Raw genomic sequence first — 18147 nt, 5'->3', positions numbered from 1 at the left:
CTAACGCCCTTTACCAAATAACACAATTTCAACTGTACGGATCAGAATCATCAGATCAAGCAACAAACTGCGGTGCTTAATGTAGTACAAGTCAAATTTTAACTTTTCCTGAGCATCTTCAGCCGTTGCACCGTAAGGATATTTCAACTGAGCCCAACCGGTAAGGCCCGGTTTAACATTGTGGCGCTGGCTGTAGTAAGGAATGTCTTTTACCAGTTCATTGACGAATTCCGGCCGTTCTGGTCTTGGGCCAACAAAGCCCATTTCACCTTTTAAAACATTCATTAACTGTGGCAGCTCGTCTATCCGGTATTTTCGAATGTACTTACCAACCCGGGTCACCCTGTCGTCATCGGCACTGGCCCAGCGAGCACCATTTTTCTCAGCATCAGGTTTCATACTCCGGAACTTCAGAATGTAAAAAGGTTTGCCATCGAATCCTACCCGGACCTGCCGGTAGAACACCGACGCACCGGTTTTACGACCATCTTCCAGATAAATAAGTAAGGCAGTAAGCAGCATGATGGGCCAGGTAACAGCAAGTAACATGACGGCCAGTATCAAATTAAGTTTGTAATCAAGATTGGTTTTAAAACGCTGATTTAAATCCAGACCATTACCGTAAATAATCCAGCTGGGGTAGATGAGATTAACTGCAATCTGGCCGGTTTCCCGCTCGATAAAATCCAGTATTTCAATGACTTCAATGCCACGGCTTTTACATTTAAACAGATGTTCAACCGGTAACATATTGCGACGCTCGTCACAGGCGATAACGAGTTGGTCAATGCCGTTATCAATGACGTACTGAAACAGGTTTTCTTTGTAGTCGAAGGTGATCAGTTTTTCCGCCGGTATACTTGCCGACCTGTCGCCATCAATATGTGCAAAACCCACAATCTCGAAAAAACGCTTATCGACGTTCCGACGCATTCTGCGCTCAATTATGGATGCACGCTCACCGGCGCCAAGAACCAGAACGCGGCGGCGACTAATCCGGGTAATGTCGTTGTAATGAAACAGTGCCCTGAACCCGGTGAGGCTGAAAAGTGCAATGACTGATGCCACAGCAAGGTATAGGGCGCTGATGTGTAAAAATGGGAACAGGTTAAAAATTATACCTTCCAGCATTACCGCACTAAAAAGCAACGTGATGAGAACGCGTTTGATTATACCGCTGTGGCTTTCTCTCAATTTCTGATCGTATAAACCGACAGATAAAGCACACAACATAACTGTTGCAGCAAATAAGGCGGCATTAATAAGTCTGTAATCGAGAGGAATATGCGGATTAAGGTTATTGTACAAATAACTGGCAACTAAACTTGACAAACATAGCAGAGAAACTTCGCTAATCAGGAACAGCTTGTCTGCGATGGTACTCTTTCCGTGTCGGCGATACGTGCCCATAACGACTTCCTTGTGCGTTTGTTGCTTGTGCAGAGCTTCCAACTGCTGCACTGTGAGGACTAATCTAGCTTAAAAATCGTGCTTTTTCTAGAATAAAATATAAATTTAATTTTCAAAAAATGCAGCACAAGGGTAAAGTTTTGCGTTATATTAAGCCCGCAGCAAACAAAAGGACGCGTTTTATGATTGCAAACCGACTCTTAGCGGCACTGGTAGTGGTGCTGGTTTCACTAAGTACTATCACGGCTTGTTCCAGTAGCCGGCAACTTCCCCGGGCTACGGTACAGGAATCCCTGACCACCTCTGTATCAAATTATCAGTATCTGGTCGGCCCCAACGACAGTCTGAGTATTTTTGTCTGGCGCAACCCGGAGTTATCAGGCAGCTTTATTGTCAGACCTGATGGCAAAATCTCCACCTCATTGGTAGAAGATGTGCCTGTAAGTGGTAAAACACCCACCCAGGTAGCCCGTGATATGGAACAAATACTGGGTAAGTATATTCGTGACCCGGTTGTTACCGTTTCTGTATCAAACTTTGTTGGTCCTTACAGCGAGCAGGTAAGGGTTATCGGTGAGGCGACCAATCCACAGGCTGTAAGTTACCGGGAATATATGACGGTACTTGACCTGATGATTGCAGTTGGCGGCCTGACTGAGTTTGCCGACGGCAACGGTGCTAAGCTGGTGAGGACCAGCAGTGGCGGCCAGGTTACTTATGACCTGAGACTTGACGATTTGATCCGCGACGGCAACATCAGCGCTAACGTTGATATTTTACCGGGCGATATTGTGATTATCCCTGAAGCATGGTTCTAGAAATTAGTCTGCTGGCAGTAATGGATATGTTGTTCACGGAGGATAGATGAAAGAGTTGCAACAGGCGATAGAGTTACTTCATACCTATATACAGGGTATCTGGTTACGCCGGCGATATATTGTTATTACTGCCTGGTTAGTATGCCCGGTAGGCTGGTTTTATGTGTATAGTTTGCCACCGACGTATGAAGCCAATGCCAGACTTTTTGTCGAAACCCGGACTTTTCTTGAGCCCTTACTGCGTGGTCTGGCATTAAGAGGCAATACTGACCAGGAAATACAGTTGATGGCAAGGACGTTGCTAAGTCGGCCTAATCTGGAAAAGATTGCCAGAGCAACGGATTTGGATATTCAGGCAAAAGACGAGAAGCAATTTGAATCCTTGATTGATTCTCTGCAAAAAAATATTAAAATTTCTGGTTCTGGCCGGGAAAATATTTACGTCATTTCCTACAGTAATCCAGTACCGCAACGGGCATTGAGTGTGGTGCAGGAAACCCTGAATACCTTTGTTGAAAACCGTTTGGGTTCAAGCCGGGCTGACTCTCAGGCCGCAGAGAGCTTTCTGAATAGTGAAATTGCAGAATACGAAAACCGTTTAGTTGAGGCTGAATTACGTCTGTCGGATTTTAAAAAGAACCGGATGGCGATGTTGCAGGGTAACGAAAGCGATTATTACAGCCAGCTTACTCAAGAAAAGCGCCGGTTAGAGGCGGCGAGGTTGGAGCTAAGGGAACAGGAAACACGTTTAGCCTCCGCCCGAAGCCAGTTAACAGGCGAGGAGCCGGTTTTCGGGGTTATGCCATTTGCCGGTGGGGGAGGCGGTGTTGCGACGCAATTTGATGATCGGATCAGAACGTTATCTGCTCAGTTAGACGGCTTGCTGATCCGATACACGGAGAATCATCCGGATGTTCAGGAAACAAAACGGTTGCTTGAGCGCTTAAAAACGCAGCGCGAAGAAGAGCTGCAGTTAGTTGCTAACAGCGCGCCGGAGGGAAGAGGCACCAGCAGCTATAATCAGAATCCGGTTTATCAGGAATTACGCATCAATGTTGCGCGGCTGGAAACGGAAGTGGCATCGACCCGGGTGCGGGTGCAAGCCTATGCCGATCAGGTTGATGAGCTGGAAAGTAAGCTAAACCTTATTCCGGAAATCGAAGCAGAGTTTACCGGTCTGAACCGGGACTATCAAATCACAAAATCAAAATATGAAGCGTTGTTGGGTAAGCGGGAGCAGGCCGAATTATCACGCCGCGCTGAAGCAACAGAGCAAGACGTACAATTTAACATTATTGAACCCCCCCGGGTACCGTTGACACCATCGGGCCCGCCGCGGGGCTTATACTATACCGCTGTGTTGTTGTTAGGTGTAGCAGCGGGTATTGCCATGGCATTTTTACGCAGTCTTATTTCTCCTGTGTTATCCCGTGCATCACAATTACAGAGCATTACCGATCTACCGGTATTTGGTGTGGTATCTCATACCGAGAAAAACGCTATTCTAAAGCAGGTAAGGCTTCACTTTGTGTATTTTACTGCGTTAAGTGGTGCTCTGGTATTGTGTTACTTAGCGTTGCTGAGTAATGAGATGCTGTTTGGCCGGTCAGCAGAGTTGTTGTTAAGGGTGATCCGATGAGTACTATTGAAAAAGCAGTAACCAAGTTAAATCGAGATAACAACGCCCGGACAGAAGAACGCGGGCAACAGCCTTCGCCGCACCATCAGACAGGGAAGGACCTTAATTCTCAGCAGGGTTTGGGGGGGCATGCGGAACAACGTGACACATCCGTACACACTGTACAGCTTGATTTAGCGATGCTGGAGAAAAACAATTTTGTATCGTTATCTAAAGAACGCAGGCTGATCAACGAAGAGTACAGAGTAATCAAACGTAAACTTATTAATAATGCATTTGGCGCGCTCAGTAAAACACTGCAGCACCCCAATCTGATATTGGTAAGTAGCTCCAGACCCGGCGAGGGTAAAACATTTTCGTCAATTAATTTAGCATTGAGTATTGCGCTGGAGCAGGATAAAACGGTGCTATTGGTTGACGCTGATGTGTTAAGACCTAATGTTAGTAAAACGCTTAATATCAGTCATGATTTAGGGCTGACTGATTATTTACAGTCAACCGACGTAACCGTGCCCGACATTCTACTAAGCACGAATATTGAACGGCTGAAGATAATTACTGCTGGCTCGCCCCATCATTTGTCAACTGAGCTGCTTGCCAGTGAGCGAATGTCACAGCTGGTTAATGAGTTTGCGACCCGTTATTCAGACCGCATTGTGATTTTCGATGCGCCGCCGTTACTTGGGGTTAACGAAACGGCAGTCATGGCGGCAATGTGTGGTCAGGCTGTTGTCGTGGTCGAAGAAAACCGTACCCGTCTGGCTGAAATTGAGCAGTCTGTGTCACTGCTGCCAAAAGAAATGGCAGTGGGTTTTCTGATTAATAAAGCACACCGGAACCAGGGAAAAGGTTATGGTTATGGCTATTACTATGGCGCAAGTTAAACGGCGCTTCGTTGTAACTGCTTCAGGCTTACTGGTAACTGCGCTAGCTGTGCGGCCAGCACTGGCTGTGGAAACAGAAATTAGGCCTCAGATCCGGACCAGTAGCTATGCGTATCAGATTGACGAGTTTGATACTGATGGTACAGACGAGGGCCTGGCGTTAGCGGTATCGCCGTCAATTGACTTTTTGTTAACCTCTAAAGTATTGCAAACCCGATTTAGCTGGCAACACGAATCTCTGTTTTACGAAGATAGCCAGCGCAGCAATCGTAGTTACAATGAGTTTGATTTCAGCAATGTGTTGTCGTTATACAATGAGCGGCTGACGTGGGGCGTTAACGCCCGCAACAGCTATCAGGTTCGCAACTCTCAAAGCGGGATTTTTAACGATAAGATCACTTCCGGCGGCGAGCTTAGCGAAGCGACCTCGTATGGCAGTTTTTTAAACCTGGCTACTGCAGCTTACAGCGATCTGAATGCTGCGCTCAGGCTTGAATATAATCACAGTGAATATGACCGGCCTGAGATTGATGATGGGCTACCGGCATTTGATAATGACAGCTATCGCGCCGGTCTGTTGCTGGCCAGCCGTGACCGCTCAAGAACCGCATTCTATCGTTTGGAAGGTGCACTGGGTAAAACGCGGCGTCAGGAGCTTCGTGATTACGACAGCCGAGCCGCCCAGGCAACGTTTGGATTACCCTTGTCGTCGCGGTTATCATTAATAGGTCGTGGCAGCTATGAATATACCGACAACAATAACTTTTACCAGAACGAATTTTCCTCGTATGGGGCTGGTGTTGAGCTTAAGTTAGGCCGGGTATCCTGGATAAATGTGTCGGTTAACAGTTCGACCACAAAGCGATTTGAGGAAGAAGACGAAGACAAGACCTACTGGGCGACGTCGTTTTACCTGGCGCCCACCCGTCGCACTTCGTTGGAAGGCGCTTACGATCGCCGGTATTTTGGTCGTACTGCGAATCTGGCGGGACAATATAATATCAGAGCAGTCACAGTGCGGCTGAATGTGACGGACTCAGTGCAAACCCAGACATCATTAGATCGCGAATTAACTGATTTGGGGATTTTCGTTTGTCCTGATACCGCTGCTGAGGTTACTGACTGTTACCGCCCCCCAAATGCTAATTATACGCCGCAACCTGGTGAGTCTTATCAGCAGGTGTTTGATGTCGGCGTTGAACTTGACCAGGAATTAGTGCTTCGTCGCTCAGCCAGTTTTGCGCTTGGCTACAGCAAACGACGGTTAAGTGTCAATTTGCTACTGAATGCCACGGATCTTGAGTATGTCGAGCGCAACGATGAGCAGAGTAATCTGAGTATGAGTTTACGTACAGGCTGGCGTTTCTCAGAGCGAAGTAGTATTAATGCTGCGTTGCGGGTTTACCAGATTGACTACCAGTTTGCGGACCGGAAAGATGATAATATTCTGATGTCAGTCGGGTATGAGATGACACTTTCTGAACACTCAGAAATGTCTTTGTCGCTGCGCAGGACCGAGCGCAACTCCAGTATTGACAGATTTAACGGCAGTGAAAACAGAGTTTGGCTAACCTATATTTATAGTTTTTAAACGTTAGCCAAACCGTTTTGATAATTAGCTTTCTTTGTGCTGGGTGTCCAGCAGTTGCTTTTGCTTTTTCAGTAACTGATCAAGCTCTTTTGCCAGCTTAACTTTCTGCTCCAGCGAACTATCGAGCATAGCATTAATTTCTGTCAGCACTGTGGGTTTAATTTGTGCAGCACTTTGTTCAGCCACGGGGTGCGGGGCAACCTGATTGGCAACTTCCTGCGATAACTCTGTGATGACAGCCCGCACATCTTGCTCACCGATCGTGGTCAGCTCCTCCAGATAGCCATACAGCATTACTCTGTCCATCAGCAAATTTATCTTTCTGGGAATTCCGCGGCTATATTGCTGGATGTGGGGATAGCAGTCGTCTGCGATAAGGCCAGCTTTTGCGCCTGCCTGATTAAGTCTGAACTCAATATAAGCGCGTGTTTCGTCGGTTTGTAATGGCGTTAAATTAGAGGACGCAATAATTCGTTGGCGAAATTGTTCCATATTAGGCGCCTGAATGATTGGGTTTAATTCGTTTTGTCCCAATAAAAAGCTTTGCAACAACGGTTTACCATTGACCTGAAAATTAGACAACATTCTAAGCTCTTCAATCGATTCCAGTGGCAGATTTTGTGCCTCGTCTACCAGCAGTAGGGCGCGACGGTGTTGAGAATGCAGGCGCTTTAAAAAGCTGTATATAGCATCCAGGTAGCTGGCTTTGTTGTGCTCGGTGACAACCAGGTTAAAGCTTGAAGCAATCATTCTGATCAGGTCATCTGGTGCTAACCTGGACGTAACGATTTGCTTGGCAATAATTTCGTCCTGATTCAGTTGATTGAGTAGCTGATTAGCGATAGTGGTTTTGCCTGTGCCAACATCGCCGGTAATAACGATAAAACCTTCACCCTGAGTTAACCCATATTGCAGATAGGCCAGAGCGCGTTTATGCAGTTTACTGGCAAAAAACCAGCTGGGATTTGGGGTTAGCTGAAAAGGTCGCTCTTTAAGACCGTAGTGGGATTCGTACATAGAAATGTCCTTATTAGTTAGTGAGCGGTTGGCAGAAGTAGAAATCCTTAATCTCTGCATACAGCCCAGCAGATGCACTATGCTTGCAGTGTATACAAAATCGTGGCTAAAGACGATAACTGCACTGGTTTTTGTATCTGCTGACAACGGTATTTAACTAAAAGTAGTGGTTAGTTATTTTCGTTAGCTGATCATAATAAGTTATTGGAAAATCAGCAGGCTGACTGGCTGAATGCTGGAATTTCCGGCAGAGAGTTTAAAAATTGGCCGAACAACATTTTGGCCAGAAAAAACTGTTGACACATTTACGGTGTCACCCTAGAATGCGCCCCGTGTTCAGCGATAACGTTACGACGAAATCGCTTGATGCTAAAGTGTGGGGCTATAGCTCAGCTGGGAGAGCGCTTGCATGGCATGCAAGAGGTCAGCGGTTCGATCCCGCTTAGCTCCACCAAGATTTCCAGTGCGTCCCCTTCGTCTAGAGGCCTAGGACACCGCCCTTTCACGGCGGTAACAGGGGTTCGAATCCCCTAGGGGACGCCACTTAAATCTGCACACTTTGACTGAATACAGCGTCCCCTTCGTCTAGAGGCCTAGGACACCGCCCTTTCACGGCGGTAACAGGGGTTCGAATCCCCTAGGGGACGCCATTTTAGTCATAGACTCAACTTGTTGTTACGTTATTTACTGTTATGTCCCCTTCGTCTAGAGGCCTAGGACACCGCCCTTTCACGGCGGTAACAGGGGTTCGAATCCCCTAGGGGACGCCATCCAATTTTCAATTAACTCCTACACTATTTCTTCTATCGCCGTGAGGGCGGTGTTGGAACACCGCGCTAAACACTTTGGCACGGCGGTAACAGGGGTTCGAATCCCCTAGGGGACGCCATCCAATTTTCAATTAACTCCTACACTATTTCTTCTATCGCCGTGAGGGCGGTGGCATAATTTCTTTCTTTTATTTATTTTGAATCTCTAAGTCTTTTAGTAAATCCGCTACAAAATCACTAATCATCGGCTGGGCTGCAACATTAGGATGAATACCATCCGCCATCATTAATTCGCTGTTTATCGCAATGCTGTCCATAAAAAATGGCCACAGGGTAATGTTATGTTTCTCGGCAAGCTGTGGATAAAGTGCAGTAAATTGTCTGACGTAGCGTGGTCCATAGTTGGGTGGGATCCGTATTTGCATTAGCAGCGGCTGAGCATTATGCTGCTTGACCAGTGTAATGATTTTACTCAGGTTTGCCTGAATCAGCTCAACCGAAAAGCCCCGCAGGCCATCGTTGCCGCCAAGTTCAATCAGCACAACATCCGGCTGATGTTCTGTCAGCAGGGCAGGTAGCCGGGCCAGGCCACCTGAGGTGGTCTCCCCACTGATACTGGCATTGACCAACTGCCATTGGGTGTTTTCCTGCAGCAGCGCTGGCCAGCCCTGGTGTTGTTGCATACCGTATGCTGCACTGAGGCTATCACCCAGAATAAGTAATTTGTCGGCATAAGTGACGTTACTGATTAAACTGATTAACAACAAAAAGATGATGCGCATGAATAAAACACCTGAATTACATATTAAAGCAATAAACCTTGCTAAACGCGTCAAGGTCCCGGAGGGATCACTGACTATCCTGCATGATATCAGCCTTACAATCAATCGTGGGGAAACGGTAGCGATAGTCGGTGCCTCAGGTTCAGGGAAGTCAACCCTGCTCAGTTTACTGGCAGGACTGGACACACCCAGCGAAGGTGAAATTTATATGGCGGGTAAACCTTTGCATCAACTGTCAGAAGACGAGCGGGCTGGGGTAAGAGCGCGGGATGTTGGTTTTGTGTTTCAGTCGTTTTTATTGTTACCCAGTTTAACTGCATTGGAGAATGTTACGTTGCCTGCTGAACTATCGGGTGACAGAAAAGCCCGGGAGCGGGGTCTGGCCTTGTTAGAGCAGGTAGGATTGAGTGCCCGGGCCGACTTTTTTCCATCGCAGTTATCCGGCGGTGAGCAACAGCGGGTGGCTATAGCCAGAGCTTTTATTACTAAGCCGGCCATTTTGTTCGCAGATGAGCCGTCGGCTAATTTGGACGCGGTAACCGGCAAAATGATCGAGGATTTGTTATTTGAACTGAATGATAGTCAGGGCACAACGTTAGTGCTGGTGACCCATAACAATGAGCTGGCACAACGCTGTCAGCGCCAGCATAAGATGCGCTCGGGTAGTTTTGTCACATCTGACGCGGCGACAGAGGAAACTGCTCATGTTGGCTAGAATTGCAGGCCGCTTGTTCTGGCGCGAGTTAAAACGGGGCGAGTTATGGGTGATAGCTTTTGCTTTGTTTCTGGCCGTGGGCTCAGTTGTCAGCTTAAGCGGTATTACCCAAAGTGTGAAAAGTGCCTTGCAGCAGCGCAGTGCGCAGTTTACTGCTGCTGATAGGGTGTTGGGCTCGAGTCAACCGTTTGATGACAGTTTTTTTGAGGTGGCAAACGGGCTTGAAGTCGCTTCTGCCCGCCAAATGCAATTTGATTCAATGTTATTTGCTGGTGAGCAAATGCAACTGGCGACGATTAAAGCGGTCAGCGCCAGCTATCCGCTGCGCGGTGATTTAGTGTTACACCGTTCGGCCAGTATTACCTCCGGTCCTGCTGGCCAATTAACCCCGGGTGAAGTCTGGTTTGAAGCGAGATTACTGGACTTACTGCAAGTGAAGCCGGGCGACAGGGTTGAGCTTGGCGATGCAAAGCTGGTGGTAGCCGGTGTTATTGTCAATGAACCGGATGCACCTCTGAGTGTTTTTGGCGGATCGCCAAGAGTTATAATGCATCTGGACGATGTTGCCGCAACCAATATTGTGCAACCTGGGAGCCGGATAAGTTATCGTTACTTGTTTGCGGGTAGCAACACGGCGCTGGATAGCCTTACTGCCACCCTGAAACCTATGTTAAGCGTTCATCAGCGTTGGCGTAACCTTGACCGGGAGTCTGCGATTGGTAGCGCACTGGAGCGGGCAGAGCGCTTTTTACTGCTGGCAGGGCTGTTGGGGATAGTTCTGGCAGCTTGTGCTGCCGCAGTAGCTGCCAGTCGTTATAGTCAGCGCCATACTCAGGCCGTCGCGATTATTAAGGCGCTTGGTGCAACCACCGCTAAAGCAAGGTTGCTTTACAGCAGCCATTTACTGTTAGTGGTAGTGTTTAGTCTGGTGTTAGGATTGCTGGGTGGCCAGTTAGCCATTTTTGCTGCAGAGCTGGGTATAGGTCACTATATCAGCGATTATCGGCCCGAATTCAGCGTCAGGCCACTGCTGCTTGGCACCCTGACCTGTATTATCTGCGCGCTGCTGTTTGCAGCCAGACCATTATGGCAACTGGCCAAAACCCCGGCTATTGAGGTATTAAAGCAGCCCGCTGCTGCAATAAACCTCGATAAGTGGCAACTCATATTGGGTGCCGCGGCTATCTGGGGGTTGATGTGGTTGTTCAGTGGCGAGTTGCTGATAAGCGTCGGCTTGTTTTTACTTTGTGCACTATTTGCTGCCATTTTGCTGGGGTTTGCAGCTGTTATGGTGAAGCTGGCCCGCCCGGTAGCAGCAGGACAAAGCAGTGCCGGCAGGCTGGCGCTGGCGAATTTACGCCGCCGACTTTGGCCAAACAGTTTTCAGTTAATCACCTTTAGTCTGGCTATCTTCCTGACTCTGTTATTGTATTTTTTACGTGCCGAACTTATTGGTCAGTGGCAGCAACAAATTCCGGATGGCGCACCCAATCATTTTTTAGTCAATGTCAGCGCCGAGCAGCGTGCTAAGGTCACCGCGTTTACTGAGACAAATAATCTGCAGCCAGAGCCGTTTTATCCGGTAGTACGGGGCCGGTTAACCAGTATTAACAGTGAACAGTTGCAGCAGGAGGCGTCTAAAGAGGATCGCAGCGAGCAACGTGTGGGCGTAGGCCGCGAACTGAACCTGACCTGGCTGGCGCAAATACCCGCCAATAACAAGATTCTTGCCGGGCAATGGTTTAATGACGATACCCAGGCTGAAGTATCAGTTGAACAGGAAATAGCTGAGCGATTGCAAATAACACTTGGTGACAAGCTGGATTTTTCAATCGGTGGCCAGCAAATCAATGCAACGGTAACCAGCATTCGGCAGGTCGACTGGAACAGTTTGCAGCCCAATTTTTATATGATCCTGAGCCCTGATGTCCTGGCAACGTTTCCGGCAACCTATATTACGGCCTTTTATCTGGAGCAGGGCAGCGGTAATCTGATTAATCAATTGGCCCGGCAAATGCCTACGGTAACGGTAATAAGCGTTGATGCCATTATTAATCAGGTTAACGATATCATTGCCCAGGTGACTGTTGCCCTGAGCTTTATACTGGTTATTATCGCGCTGGCAGCGGCGTTAGTCCTGGTCGCTCAGGTGCAGGCGACATTAGAACAACGGGAGCAGGAGCTGGCCATTTTGAGGACTCTTGGCGCTAAGTACGTATTCTTGCGAAATGCGCTGTTACTTGAGTTTGCTTTTCTGGGTGCCCTGGCCGGTTTATTTGCGACTGTGCTGGCTGAGTTACTATTGATGATACTGCAGCAGCGGGTTTTTGAGATGCCCTTTCAGTTTCATTTTGCGCTGTGGTGGATGGGCCCCGTGATCGGTATTGTGTCGGTAAGCGCTCTGGGCTGGTGGCAATTGCGTCGCCTGCTACAGATACCGGGAGCGGTATTGATCCGACGGGTTATTCAAAGTTAACGGGTGAGGTTACAAGCCTGAAGCTATAAATCTGTTTCTATAAGTCTAGGTCTGCCAGCGCAGCTGGCAGCTTTGGAAACTGAAATTTGAAACCAGCATCCAGCGCTTGCTGTGGCACTACCCGTTGCCCATACAATAAAATATCTGCCATTTCACCGAACATCAGTCGTAGCATAAAAGCTGGCATCGTTAGCCTGGCGGGGCGGTTCAACCGCTCGGCCAACGCCTGACTGAATTGTTTATTGGTTACGGCTTTTGGTGCAACGGCGTTAAAGGGGCCCTGCAAAGTAGGAGACTGCAGCAAGAAGTCGATTAACTTAACGATGTCATCAATATGGATCCATGACATATATTGCTGACCGTTACCGATGGGGCCTCCCAGGCCAAAGCGGAATGCTGGCAACATTTTTGCCAGGGCGCCGCCCTGATCAGACAACACTATGCCTGTGCGTAATAAGCAAACCCGGGTCTTGTCACTGGCCGCCCGCAGGGCGAGGTTCTCCCAGCGGGCACATATGTCATGACTGAATTCGGGATAAAAGGCACTGTGTTCTTCACAAATAAACTCGGTACCCTGACGGCCATAGTAACCCACTGCAGAACCACTGATCAGGCATGCCGGTGGTGTGGTGGCTGCCTGAATGTACTCGCTCAGTTGTTCCGTAAGCTGCCAGCGACTGTCGCAGATACGTTGCTTTTGTTTGTCCGTCCATCTTTTATCTGCTATCGGTTCACCGGCTAAATTAACAACCGCATCGAGCTGGTTAAAGTCGACTTGTTGCAGGGTATTAACATAGCGTAGTGCTGAAGTTTGCTGCAGGTTGGCAACAGCTTGCCGGGTTAGCACCGTTATTTGATGTTGATCACGCCAGTATTTGAGCAAGGCAGAGCCAATAAGACCCGTTCCACCGGTGACCAAAATATGCATTGTGTGCTCCTGTTTATCCGCAAACTGCAGCTAAGTATAGCCCTTTATAGTGACTATTTTACTTGTTTACCGATAAAGTGAGTGACACAGAGTCAGCAAACCGCAATGCATGAGGCTTATCAATCTCAACTTCAGCAAAGCGGACAGCAGGATGCGCACTAGCCAACGCCAGCACATCTGCTGTTAACTTTTCCAGTAAGCTAAAACGGTTCATTTCTACCAGTTCGATAATTTGCTTGGTAATGGTGCGGTAATTAAGTGCATTATTCATGTCATCACTGTTGGCTGCATTGTTTGCGCTATATTGAATTCTGGCATTAATAATTACATCTTGTTTATTGTTAATTTCATCGTCTTTAATACCAATAAAGGTTCGTAAACGCAGGTTTTTTATCTTAATGGTTGCAGGGTTAAGTTCCATGATGGTTTTTCCTCAAAATATTTCATTGCTTTACGGTAGCAGTAGGCGGGGCGATCAGTGATAGTTTATAACTTGGTTGTTGAAAATTTTATTATTCGGGAAATATAAGTTCGAATTTGGCGCCCCCCAGCGGGCTTTCGGTAACTTGCATTCCTCCGGAGTAAGACGAAACTAATTCTGCAACTATTGACAAGCCAACGCCGTGACCATCTTTGTAGGTATCAAGCCGGGTACCACGGGCAAATAGTTTTTTTCTGTCATCTTTGGCGATGCCCGGACCATCATCTTCAATAATCAGATTAAGCGGGTTCTGGCTTACCGTCAGTTTTACCCGGTGTCTGCAGGCTTTGCATGCATTGTCGAGTAAGTTACCCAGCATTTCCATCAAATCAGTCTCATCGCCCCGGAATGTGGCATTAGCCGGGCAGTCTATCTGGATATCTAAGTCTTTATCCCGGTAAATCTTTTGCAGAGCGTTACAGAGCTTATCGATATGGGGCATAATTTCAAATTGCTTTTTCCAGATATCCTGGCCAGAACTACTGGCTCTTTTCAGCTGATGATCAATCATGGCGCTAATCCGATCAAGCTGTTCTTTCAATTCTGGTTGTTGGCTTAGCACGGAGGTATTTAACACGGCTACCGGTGTTTTTAAGGCATGAGCCAGATCGCTCAGATGGTTTCTGTAACGTTGTTTTTGCCGGTTCTGGTTGGCCAGTAGCAGGTTCAAGTCTTCTTTAATTGTGGTTAACTCTGCCGGGTAGTTACCATTAAGATGGTCCTGCTCACCCCCTTCTAATTTACGTATTTCCTGATCAAGTTTACTCAACGGTTTGGTAGTCCAGTAGTATGCCAGGACGCTAAATAATACCAGGGCCGCACCAATCCAAACAAACCAGGTAAGCAGGGTATTGCGAAAGCTCAGATACGGCGCGGTTAACATGGCATCAGTTTGCACGATGTGAATGGTTAACGGCCGGGTTTGCTCGCCCGAATCGAATAACAGGGCAATACTCAGTAGCCAGTACTCCTGTGCGTCACTGACATAAGGATAAAAAAGGTGCTCACCCGGAACCAGAGTGGTGTCAGGAGGACTGAATTTCTGGCTTAACGATGAGTCTGACTGCCAGACAATACTGTCAGTGTTATTGCTTTCAAAGCTGCTACTGTTGACTGACATACTGTCACTTGCCGCACCGCCAGAACCAATGCTGTCATTGCTGGTAATATAAGCACTTAAACCGGAGTCAGGCCGGAAAAAATCCGGCGATAACGTATTATTGCTGAGTTCTATTTTGCCATCATTAATTTTCAAATCTGACAAAATAGCGTACATATGTACTTCTAATTTCTGCTCGGCATTGGTTAGCAGCTGTGTGAAAAATGCCTGATCAATCGCCACGAAAGAGCTGGGTAATAATAGCATTAGCAATACTATACTTACCAAGCCCTGCCGCAGCTTGAGTGACAGTGTCATGCTTAACTGATCGTCAGATTAAAGCGATAACCACGACCACGTAATGTTTCTATCGGCTTTAATTCGCCCTCAGGGTCGAGTTTTTTACGCAATCGCAGGACAAATACTTCGATAACATTACTGTCTAAATCAAAGTCCTGATCGTAAATATGTTCGGTTAACTCAGTTTTCGAAATAACTTTATTTGGATTCAGCATAAAGTATTCGAGCACCTTATATTCGTATGCGGTCAGACTGATCTCTTCATCATTTACCCATACCTGCTGGGTTCGGCTGTTAAGCGAAACCGGCCCTGCACTGAGTGTCGGATCGGGTTGTCCTGCGGCACGGCGGATTAATGCGTTACACCGTGCCAGCAATTCCTCGCCGTGAAAAGGCTTAGTTAAGTAATCATCTGCTCCGGCATCCAGTCCTTCTACTTTTTCCTGCCAACTGCCACGGGCAGTCAGGATAATAATCGGCGTTTTAATTTCCTTTTGTCTGGCTTTGCGGATCAGCGTCAATCCATCCATCTTTGGCAGACCCAAATCAATAACGGCCAGGTCATAAGGGTATTCAGCCAGTTTAAACCAGCCATCATCACCATCTTTTGCGATATCAACACTGAACTGTTGCTGCACCAGCTGTTGTTTTATCTGATCAGCCAATAAGGTTTCATCTTCAACCACTAATACCCGCATTATTTATCATCCCTTTCAACCCGGCCGGTACGATTATCGACCAGTACGGTAATTACCCTGCCATCAGCCTGAATTAACCGAATCCGATAATGGTGGCTTTCAGTCTGCACTTTTAAAATTTTCCCCGGGTAACGTTGTTGAGCAAGCGTTGCCGCTTGTTCCTTTGTGACGTCGGGTTGTTTGTTACCAAGTGCCACCGCGTCTGGCGTCAGTGATACCACTAACAACATGAGCAACAACAGCAGTGAACGACGCATGCGATTCTCCACATTTGGTTTAAGTCGTATGTTACCTAACTATATCGTAGGCAACAATAAACTTAGTAATGCAATGAACACCCAGCCTATGCCACTCAGCATTAATTGTCGCTGAATAGAGACACTATTAAAATTGATAATTAAAGTTGCAAATATATTGCAAAAGTTAAAATATGTCCTAATTTATATTTGATTGGTATTAAAAATGTTGCTTCTCTGGGTCTTACGCCAGGTCACTGTTTAAAGGACCAATCTAAACAGTTGTAGTGGCTTAAACTTTTTACCTATAGCTTTGCAGGGATGCAACCAAAAAATATTAAGGAAGAAACTATGAAAAACGTAATGATAGCATTGTTACTAACGGGCCTTACTTTAACAGCAAACCAGACTCTGGCCGCTAAAGCGGGTGCCACACTGGATAAACAAACTGCTACTGCTCAGCAACAGCAGAAATTGAATCTTAATAACGCCAGTGCTGAACAGCTGGAAGCCGTACCGGGTATTGGTAAAGCCAAAGCGCAAGCCATATTAAACTATATTCAGGAAAATGGCCCGATAACAAGCCAAAAACAACTGACAGAAGTTAAAGGTATAGGCGACAAACTGGCAGCAAAAGTTGCCCAGTATGTCAGCTTTAACTGAGCGTCAGCTTGTCGATTAAAGACCAGGCCTTAGGGTTAATCTCCTAAGGCTTTCATTTGCTCATTAGCCCACTGCACAGCGGTGTGATAGGCGTCTGGTACTTTGTCACTGGCAATACCAAGTTGATTCATTGCCTGATTTGCCTGCTGCCACTGCGCAGCTTCATAATACTTTATCAGGGCCATATAGTCGGCAAGCACGCCGCTGTTTTCCACCAGCGCATCTTTAATTTCTTTAGCCAGTGGTAACTTCTCCATTACACTGGTAATGGGTTCATCTAAAATGGCATCCATCAGCGACATTAAGCCGGTCAAAAATGCTTTGCCAGTGTCTACTTTGCCATCAATACCCCACAGCGGAGCCTTCTGCCAGATGAGTCAGCGGCGGAGAGTTGTTTTGCTCGGTATAGCTGGAATCGGTATCAGGAATCACAGCCAATTTACAAACGTATTCCTTTCTTACACTCACCACGGTTATGTTCTGGTCGCTCGCTGTTGCTGGACTTTTGCGAGCACAGTCACGCAAGATGCTCATCCTTACGGCCTCACTCTTTATCGTGACTTTGATTGCCGGTTCACTTTTCCGCGAAGCCATCGGGGCATTGCCGGTCTTTGCTTTGATGTTGATCGCGACGTTGCCCGGTTTGTGGTGTTTTGCTCAGAGACGCGTGCTCTTGATTGCCGTTGGATTGTTCTTTTTTGTATTAGGTGCTGCTCCACAGTTTTTGTCCATGCTCTCAGGAACACTCGCTCGTGACCCGTTCCTCACCTTTCGAGTCGACCAGTCGGGTGACCTAGGAGTGCCTCTGTGGGCATTTGTACTTCTTGGTTCGCCCATTTTGGCCACGTGGGCACTGATTCTATGGGTTCAAGTTAAACGCAAGGGGAACGCGGAAATTGCACTTTTGGTTGGCTGGTTCATTTCCTTTGTACTGCTTTCCTTCAATGGCGCGTGGGGTTTTGGGCAGGAGCCCTATCGCTTCTGGATCAACTCCGTCATTGTCTTTGTGGTCGTTGCCGCCCTTACCCTTCCCGTTGGACTGATACCCGCCCTGCGGACCAATATTCCACTTCGGATCTTGGCAGCACTCGCCGCTGTGTTAGTGGGTGCCTCGTTGTGGAATGTGGGAGGGTTCAGGGAATATGTCGGTCAGCAGGGAAACATCGATTTCAGTTCTCCTCGATTCACCGCGCTCGCAGAACTTATCTCCGCGGAGCCTTTAGCTGCCGGACTTCTTACCGCAGAACCCTGTCTGGACCCGCGCGACCTTAAGGTCGTCACCGCAGCCCCCGTTGCCTTTTACAACCTCGGCTTGGCGTGGCCTGAGAATAAGAATGAGATTGACGCGTTGATCGAAGCGAACAATGCTGGCGTACTTGACGTTGAACTAATGCGGGCCGCCGGCGTCTCCTACCTGATCACGGACACAGGGTGCCCCACCCAGTGGTACCCGGCCGGTAATTCCGGTGTCGCACAATTTTCCAGCGTCGAGTACTCCACCGATCAAGGGGATCAACGACTGGAACTGTGGCGAATCAATCAGCCGGTGCCTAATAATTGAGTACATTCAATAATGTTGGATGTGGGACCGAGAAAAATTGCGTCGGAAAAGGGCCACTCGGGTGAAAATACAATCGCAC

General features: G+C 47.6%; 17 protein-coding genes and 4 tRNA genes. 12 read left to right on the top strand and 9 right to left on the bottom strand.

What is annotated here, in order from left to right:
- On the bottom strand, positions 1-1410 hold the full coding sequence (locus KG631_RS11745; protein WP_213999907.1) for a TIGR03013 family XrtA/PEP-CTERM system glycosyltransferase: 1410 nt from the start codon (positions 1408-1410) through the stop codon (positions 1-3).
- Positions 1411-1592: 182 nt separating this feature from the next.
- Between KG631_RS11745 and KG631_RS11740 the strand changes: the two genes are divergently transcribed.
- The 4 genes from KG631_RS11740 to KG631_RS11725 are packed head-to-tail and all read left to right on the top strand — an operon-like array spanning position 1593 to position 6342.
- On the top strand, positions 1593-2228 hold the full coding sequence (locus KG631_RS11740; protein ID WP_213999906.1) for an XrtA/PEP-CTERM system exopolysaccharide export protein: 636 nt from the start codon (positions 1593-1595) through the stop codon (positions 2226-2228).
- Positions 2229-2274: 46 nt separating this feature from the next.
- On the top strand, positions 2275-3867 hold the full coding sequence (locus tag KG631_RS11735; RefSeq protein WP_213999905.1) for an XrtA system polysaccharide chain length determinant: 1593 nt from the start codon (positions 2275-2277) through the stop codon (positions 3865-3867).
- The gene (locus tag KG631_RS11730; RefSeq protein WP_213999904.1) at positions 3864-4751 is read left to right on the top strand and encodes an XrtA-associated tyrosine autokinase; all 888 of its coding nucleotides are present in this window, start codon (positions 3864-3866) and stop codon (positions 4749-4751) included. Before KG631_RS11735 ends, KG631_RS11730 begins: the two co-directional genes overlap by 4 nt.
- Complete coding sequence (locus KG631_RS11725) at positions 4726-6342, top strand: hypothetical protein (RefSeq protein WP_213999903.1); 1617 nt, start codon at positions 4726-4728, stop codon at positions 6340-6342. The genes KG631_RS11730 and KG631_RS11725 overlap by 26 nt, the downstream gene beginning before the upstream one ends.
- A 24-nt stretch (positions 6343-6366) precedes the next feature.
- On the opposite strand, the gene KG631_RS11720 is transcribed toward KG631_RS11725, so the two are convergent.
- Positions 6367-7359, bottom strand: coding sequence for an XrtA/PEP-CTERM system-associated ATPase (locus tag KG631_RS11720; protein ID WP_213999902.1), 993 nt, complete (start codon positions 7357-7359; stop codon positions 6367-6369).
- A 378-nt stretch (positions 7360-7737) separates the two neighbouring features.
- Here KG631_RS11720 and KG631_RS11715 point away from each other — a divergent pair.
- From KG631_RS11715 to KG631_RS11700, 4 genes are all read left to right on the top strand, one after another.
- Positions 7738-7813, top strand: a tRNA-Ala gene (locus KG631_RS11715).
- Positions 7814-7826: 13 nt separating this feature from the next.
- Positions 7827-7902 (top strand) — tRNA-Glu (locus KG631_RS11710).
- Positions 7903-7933: 31 nt separating this feature from the next.
- Positions 7934-8009, top strand: a tRNA-Glu gene (locus KG631_RS11705).
- A 44-nt stretch (positions 8010-8053) separates the two neighbouring features.
- A tRNA-Glu gene (locus KG631_RS11700) sits at positions 8054-8129 on the top strand.
- A 188-nt stretch (positions 8130-8317) separates the two neighbouring features.
- Here the strand turns inward: KG631_RS11700 and KG631_RS11695 are convergent.
- Positions 8318-8911, bottom strand: coding sequence for an arylesterase (locus tag KG631_RS11695; protein WP_213994803.1), 594 nt, complete (start codon positions 8909-8911; stop codon positions 8318-8320).
- Between KG631_RS11695 and KG631_RS11690 the strand changes: the two genes are divergently transcribed.
- Both KG631_RS11690 and KG631_RS11685 read left to right on the top strand, forming a co-directional pair.
- Complete coding sequence (locus KG631_RS11690; protein WP_213994802.1) at positions 8910-9626, top strand: ABC transporter ATP-binding protein; 717 nt, start codon at positions 8910-8912, stop codon at positions 9624-9626. The two genes, KG631_RS11695 and KG631_RS11690, sit on opposite strands and share 2 nt — an antisense overlap.
- On the top strand, positions 9616-12102 hold the full coding sequence (locus tag KG631_RS11685; protein ID WP_213994801.1) for an FtsX-like permease family protein: 2487 nt from the start codon (positions 9616-9618) through the stop codon (positions 12100-12102). The genes KG631_RS11690 and KG631_RS11685 overlap by 11 nt, the downstream gene beginning before the upstream one ends.
- Positions 12103-12139: 37 nt before the next feature.
- On the opposite strand, the gene KG631_RS11680 is transcribed toward KG631_RS11685, so the two are convergent.
- The 5 genes from KG631_RS11680 to KG631_RS11660 all read right to left on the bottom strand — a co-directional run bounded on the left by KG631_RS11680 (position 12140) and on the right by KG631_RS11660 (position 15865).
- A complete protein-coding gene (locus tag KG631_RS11680; protein WP_213994800.1) occupies positions 12140-13030 on the bottom strand; it encodes a TIGR01777 family oxidoreductase in 891 nt (296 codons plus the stop codon).
- A 58-nt stretch (positions 13031-13088) separates the two neighbouring features.
- Positions 13089-13454 carry a dihydroneopterin triphosphate 2'-epimerase gene (gene folX / locus KG631_RS11675; RefSeq protein WP_349678698.1) on the bottom strand — a complete coding sequence of 122 codons (366 nt, stop codon included), beginning with the start codon at positions 13452-13454 and terminating at the stop codon, positions 13089-13091.
- A gap of 88 nt (positions 13455-13542) precedes the next feature.
- Complete coding sequence (locus KG631_RS11670; protein ID WP_213994799.1) at positions 13543-14928, bottom strand: ATP-binding protein; 1386 nt, start codon at positions 14926-14928, stop codon at positions 13543-13545.
- A 2-nt stretch (positions 14929-14930) separates the two neighbouring features.
- Positions 14931-15608, bottom strand: a complete 678-nt coding sequence (locus KG631_RS11665) for a response regulator transcription factor (RefSeq protein WP_213994798.1) — start codon at positions 15606-15608, stop codon at positions 14931-14933.
- Positions 15608-15865 (bottom strand): PepSY domain-containing protein, encoded by a 258-nt coding sequence (locus KG631_RS11660; protein ID WP_213994797.1) that lies wholly within the window; start codon positions 15863-15865, stop codon positions 15608-15610. The genes KG631_RS11665 and KG631_RS11660 overlap by 1 nt, the downstream gene beginning before the upstream one ends.
- Before the next feature lie 330 nt (positions 15866-16195).
- On the opposite strand from KG631_RS11660, the gene KG631_RS11655 reads away from it, so the two are divergent.
- Positions 16196-16507, top strand: a complete 312-nt coding sequence (locus tag KG631_RS11655) for a helix-hairpin-helix domain-containing protein (RefSeq protein WP_213994796.1) — start codon at positions 16196-16198, stop codon at positions 16505-16507.
- 35 nt (positions 16508-16542) lie between these two features.
- Here the strand turns inward: KG631_RS11655 and KG631_RS11650 are convergent, their stop codons facing one another.
- Positions 16543-16821, bottom strand: a complete 279-nt coding sequence (locus KG631_RS11650) for a hypothetical protein (protein WP_301003779.1) — start codon at positions 16819-16821, stop codon at positions 16543-16545.
- 161 nt (positions 16822-16982) lie between these two features.
- On the opposite strand from KG631_RS11650, the gene KG631_RS11645 reads away from it, so the two are divergent.
- A complete protein-coding gene (locus KG631_RS11645; RefSeq protein ID WP_213999901.1) occupies positions 16983-18068 on the top strand; it encodes a hypothetical protein in 1086 nt (361 codons plus the stop codon).
- The last annotated feature ends 79 nt before the right edge of the window (positions 18069-18147 follow it).

The sequence above is a fragment of the Arsukibacterium sp. genome (assembly GCF_018402695.1).
In the GTDB taxonomy this organism is placed as follows: domain Bacteria; phylum Pseudomonadota; class Gammaproteobacteria; order Enterobacterales; family Alteromonadaceae; genus Alishewanella.
Note: the sequence above shows the minus strand (reverse complement) of the source record. Positions and strands in the feature narration are given on the sequence as shown.

Bases quoted from the DNA above. Each gene is read 5' to 3' on its own strand.
- KG631_RS11725 (WP_213999903.1), top strand. From the start codon at position 4,726: ATGGCTATTACTATGGCGCAAGTTAAACGGCGCTTCGTTGTAACTGCT.
- KG631_RS11685 (WP_213994801.1), top strand. From the start codon at position 9,616: ATGTTGGCTAGAATTGCAGGCCGCTTGTTCTGGCGCGAGTTAAAACGG.
- KG631_RS11655 (WP_213994796.1), top strand. From the start codon at position 16,196: ATGAAAAACGTAATGATAGCATTGTTACTAACGGGCCTTACTTTAACA.
- KG631_RS11695 (WP_213994803.1), bottom strand. From the start codon at position 8,911: ATGCGCATCATCTTTTTGTTGTTAATCAGTTTAATCAGTAACGTCACT.
- KG631_RS11690 (WP_213994802.1), top strand. From the start codon at position 8,910: ATGAATAAAACACCTGAATTACATATTAAAGCAATAAACCTTGCTAAA.
- KG631_RS11740 (WP_213999906.1), top strand. From the start codon at position 1,593: ATGATTGCAAACCGACTCTTAGCGGCACTGGTAGTGGTGCTGGTTTCA.
- KG631_RS11735 (WP_213999905.1), top strand. From the start codon at position 2,275: ATGAAAGAGTTGCAACAGGCGATAGAGTTACTTCATACCTATATACAG.
- KG631_RS11730 (WP_213999904.1), top strand. From the start codon at position 3,864: ATGAGTACTATTGAAAAAGCAGTAACCAAGTTAAATCGAGATAACAAC.
- KG631_RS11745 (WP_213999907.1), bottom strand. From the start codon at position 1,410: ATGGGCACGTATCGCCGACACGGAAAGAGTACCATCGCAGACAAGCTG.
- KG631_RS11720 (WP_213999902.1), bottom strand. From the start codon at position 7,359: ATGTACGAATCCCACTACGGTCTTAAAGAGCGACCTTTTCAGCTAACC.
- KG631_RS11665 (WP_213994798.1), bottom strand. From the start codon at position 15,608: ATGCGGGTATTAGTGGTTGAAGATGAAACCTTATTGGCTGATCAGATA.
- KG631_RS11680 (WP_213994800.1), bottom strand. From the start codon at position 13,030: ATGCATATTTTGGTCACCGGTGGAACGGGTCTTATTGGCTCTGCCTTG.
- KG631_RS11645 (WP_213999901.1), top strand. From the start codon at position 16,983: ATGTTCTGGTCGCTCGCTGTTGCTGGACTTTTGCGAGCACAGTCACGC.
- KG631_RS11670 (WP_213994799.1), bottom strand. From the start codon at position 14,928: ATGACACTGTCACTCAAGCTGCGGCAGGGCTTGGTAAGTATAGTATTG.
- KG631_RS11660 (WP_213994797.1), bottom strand. From the start codon at position 15,865: ATGCGTCGTTCACTGCTGTTGTTGCTCATGTTGTTAGTGGTATCACTG.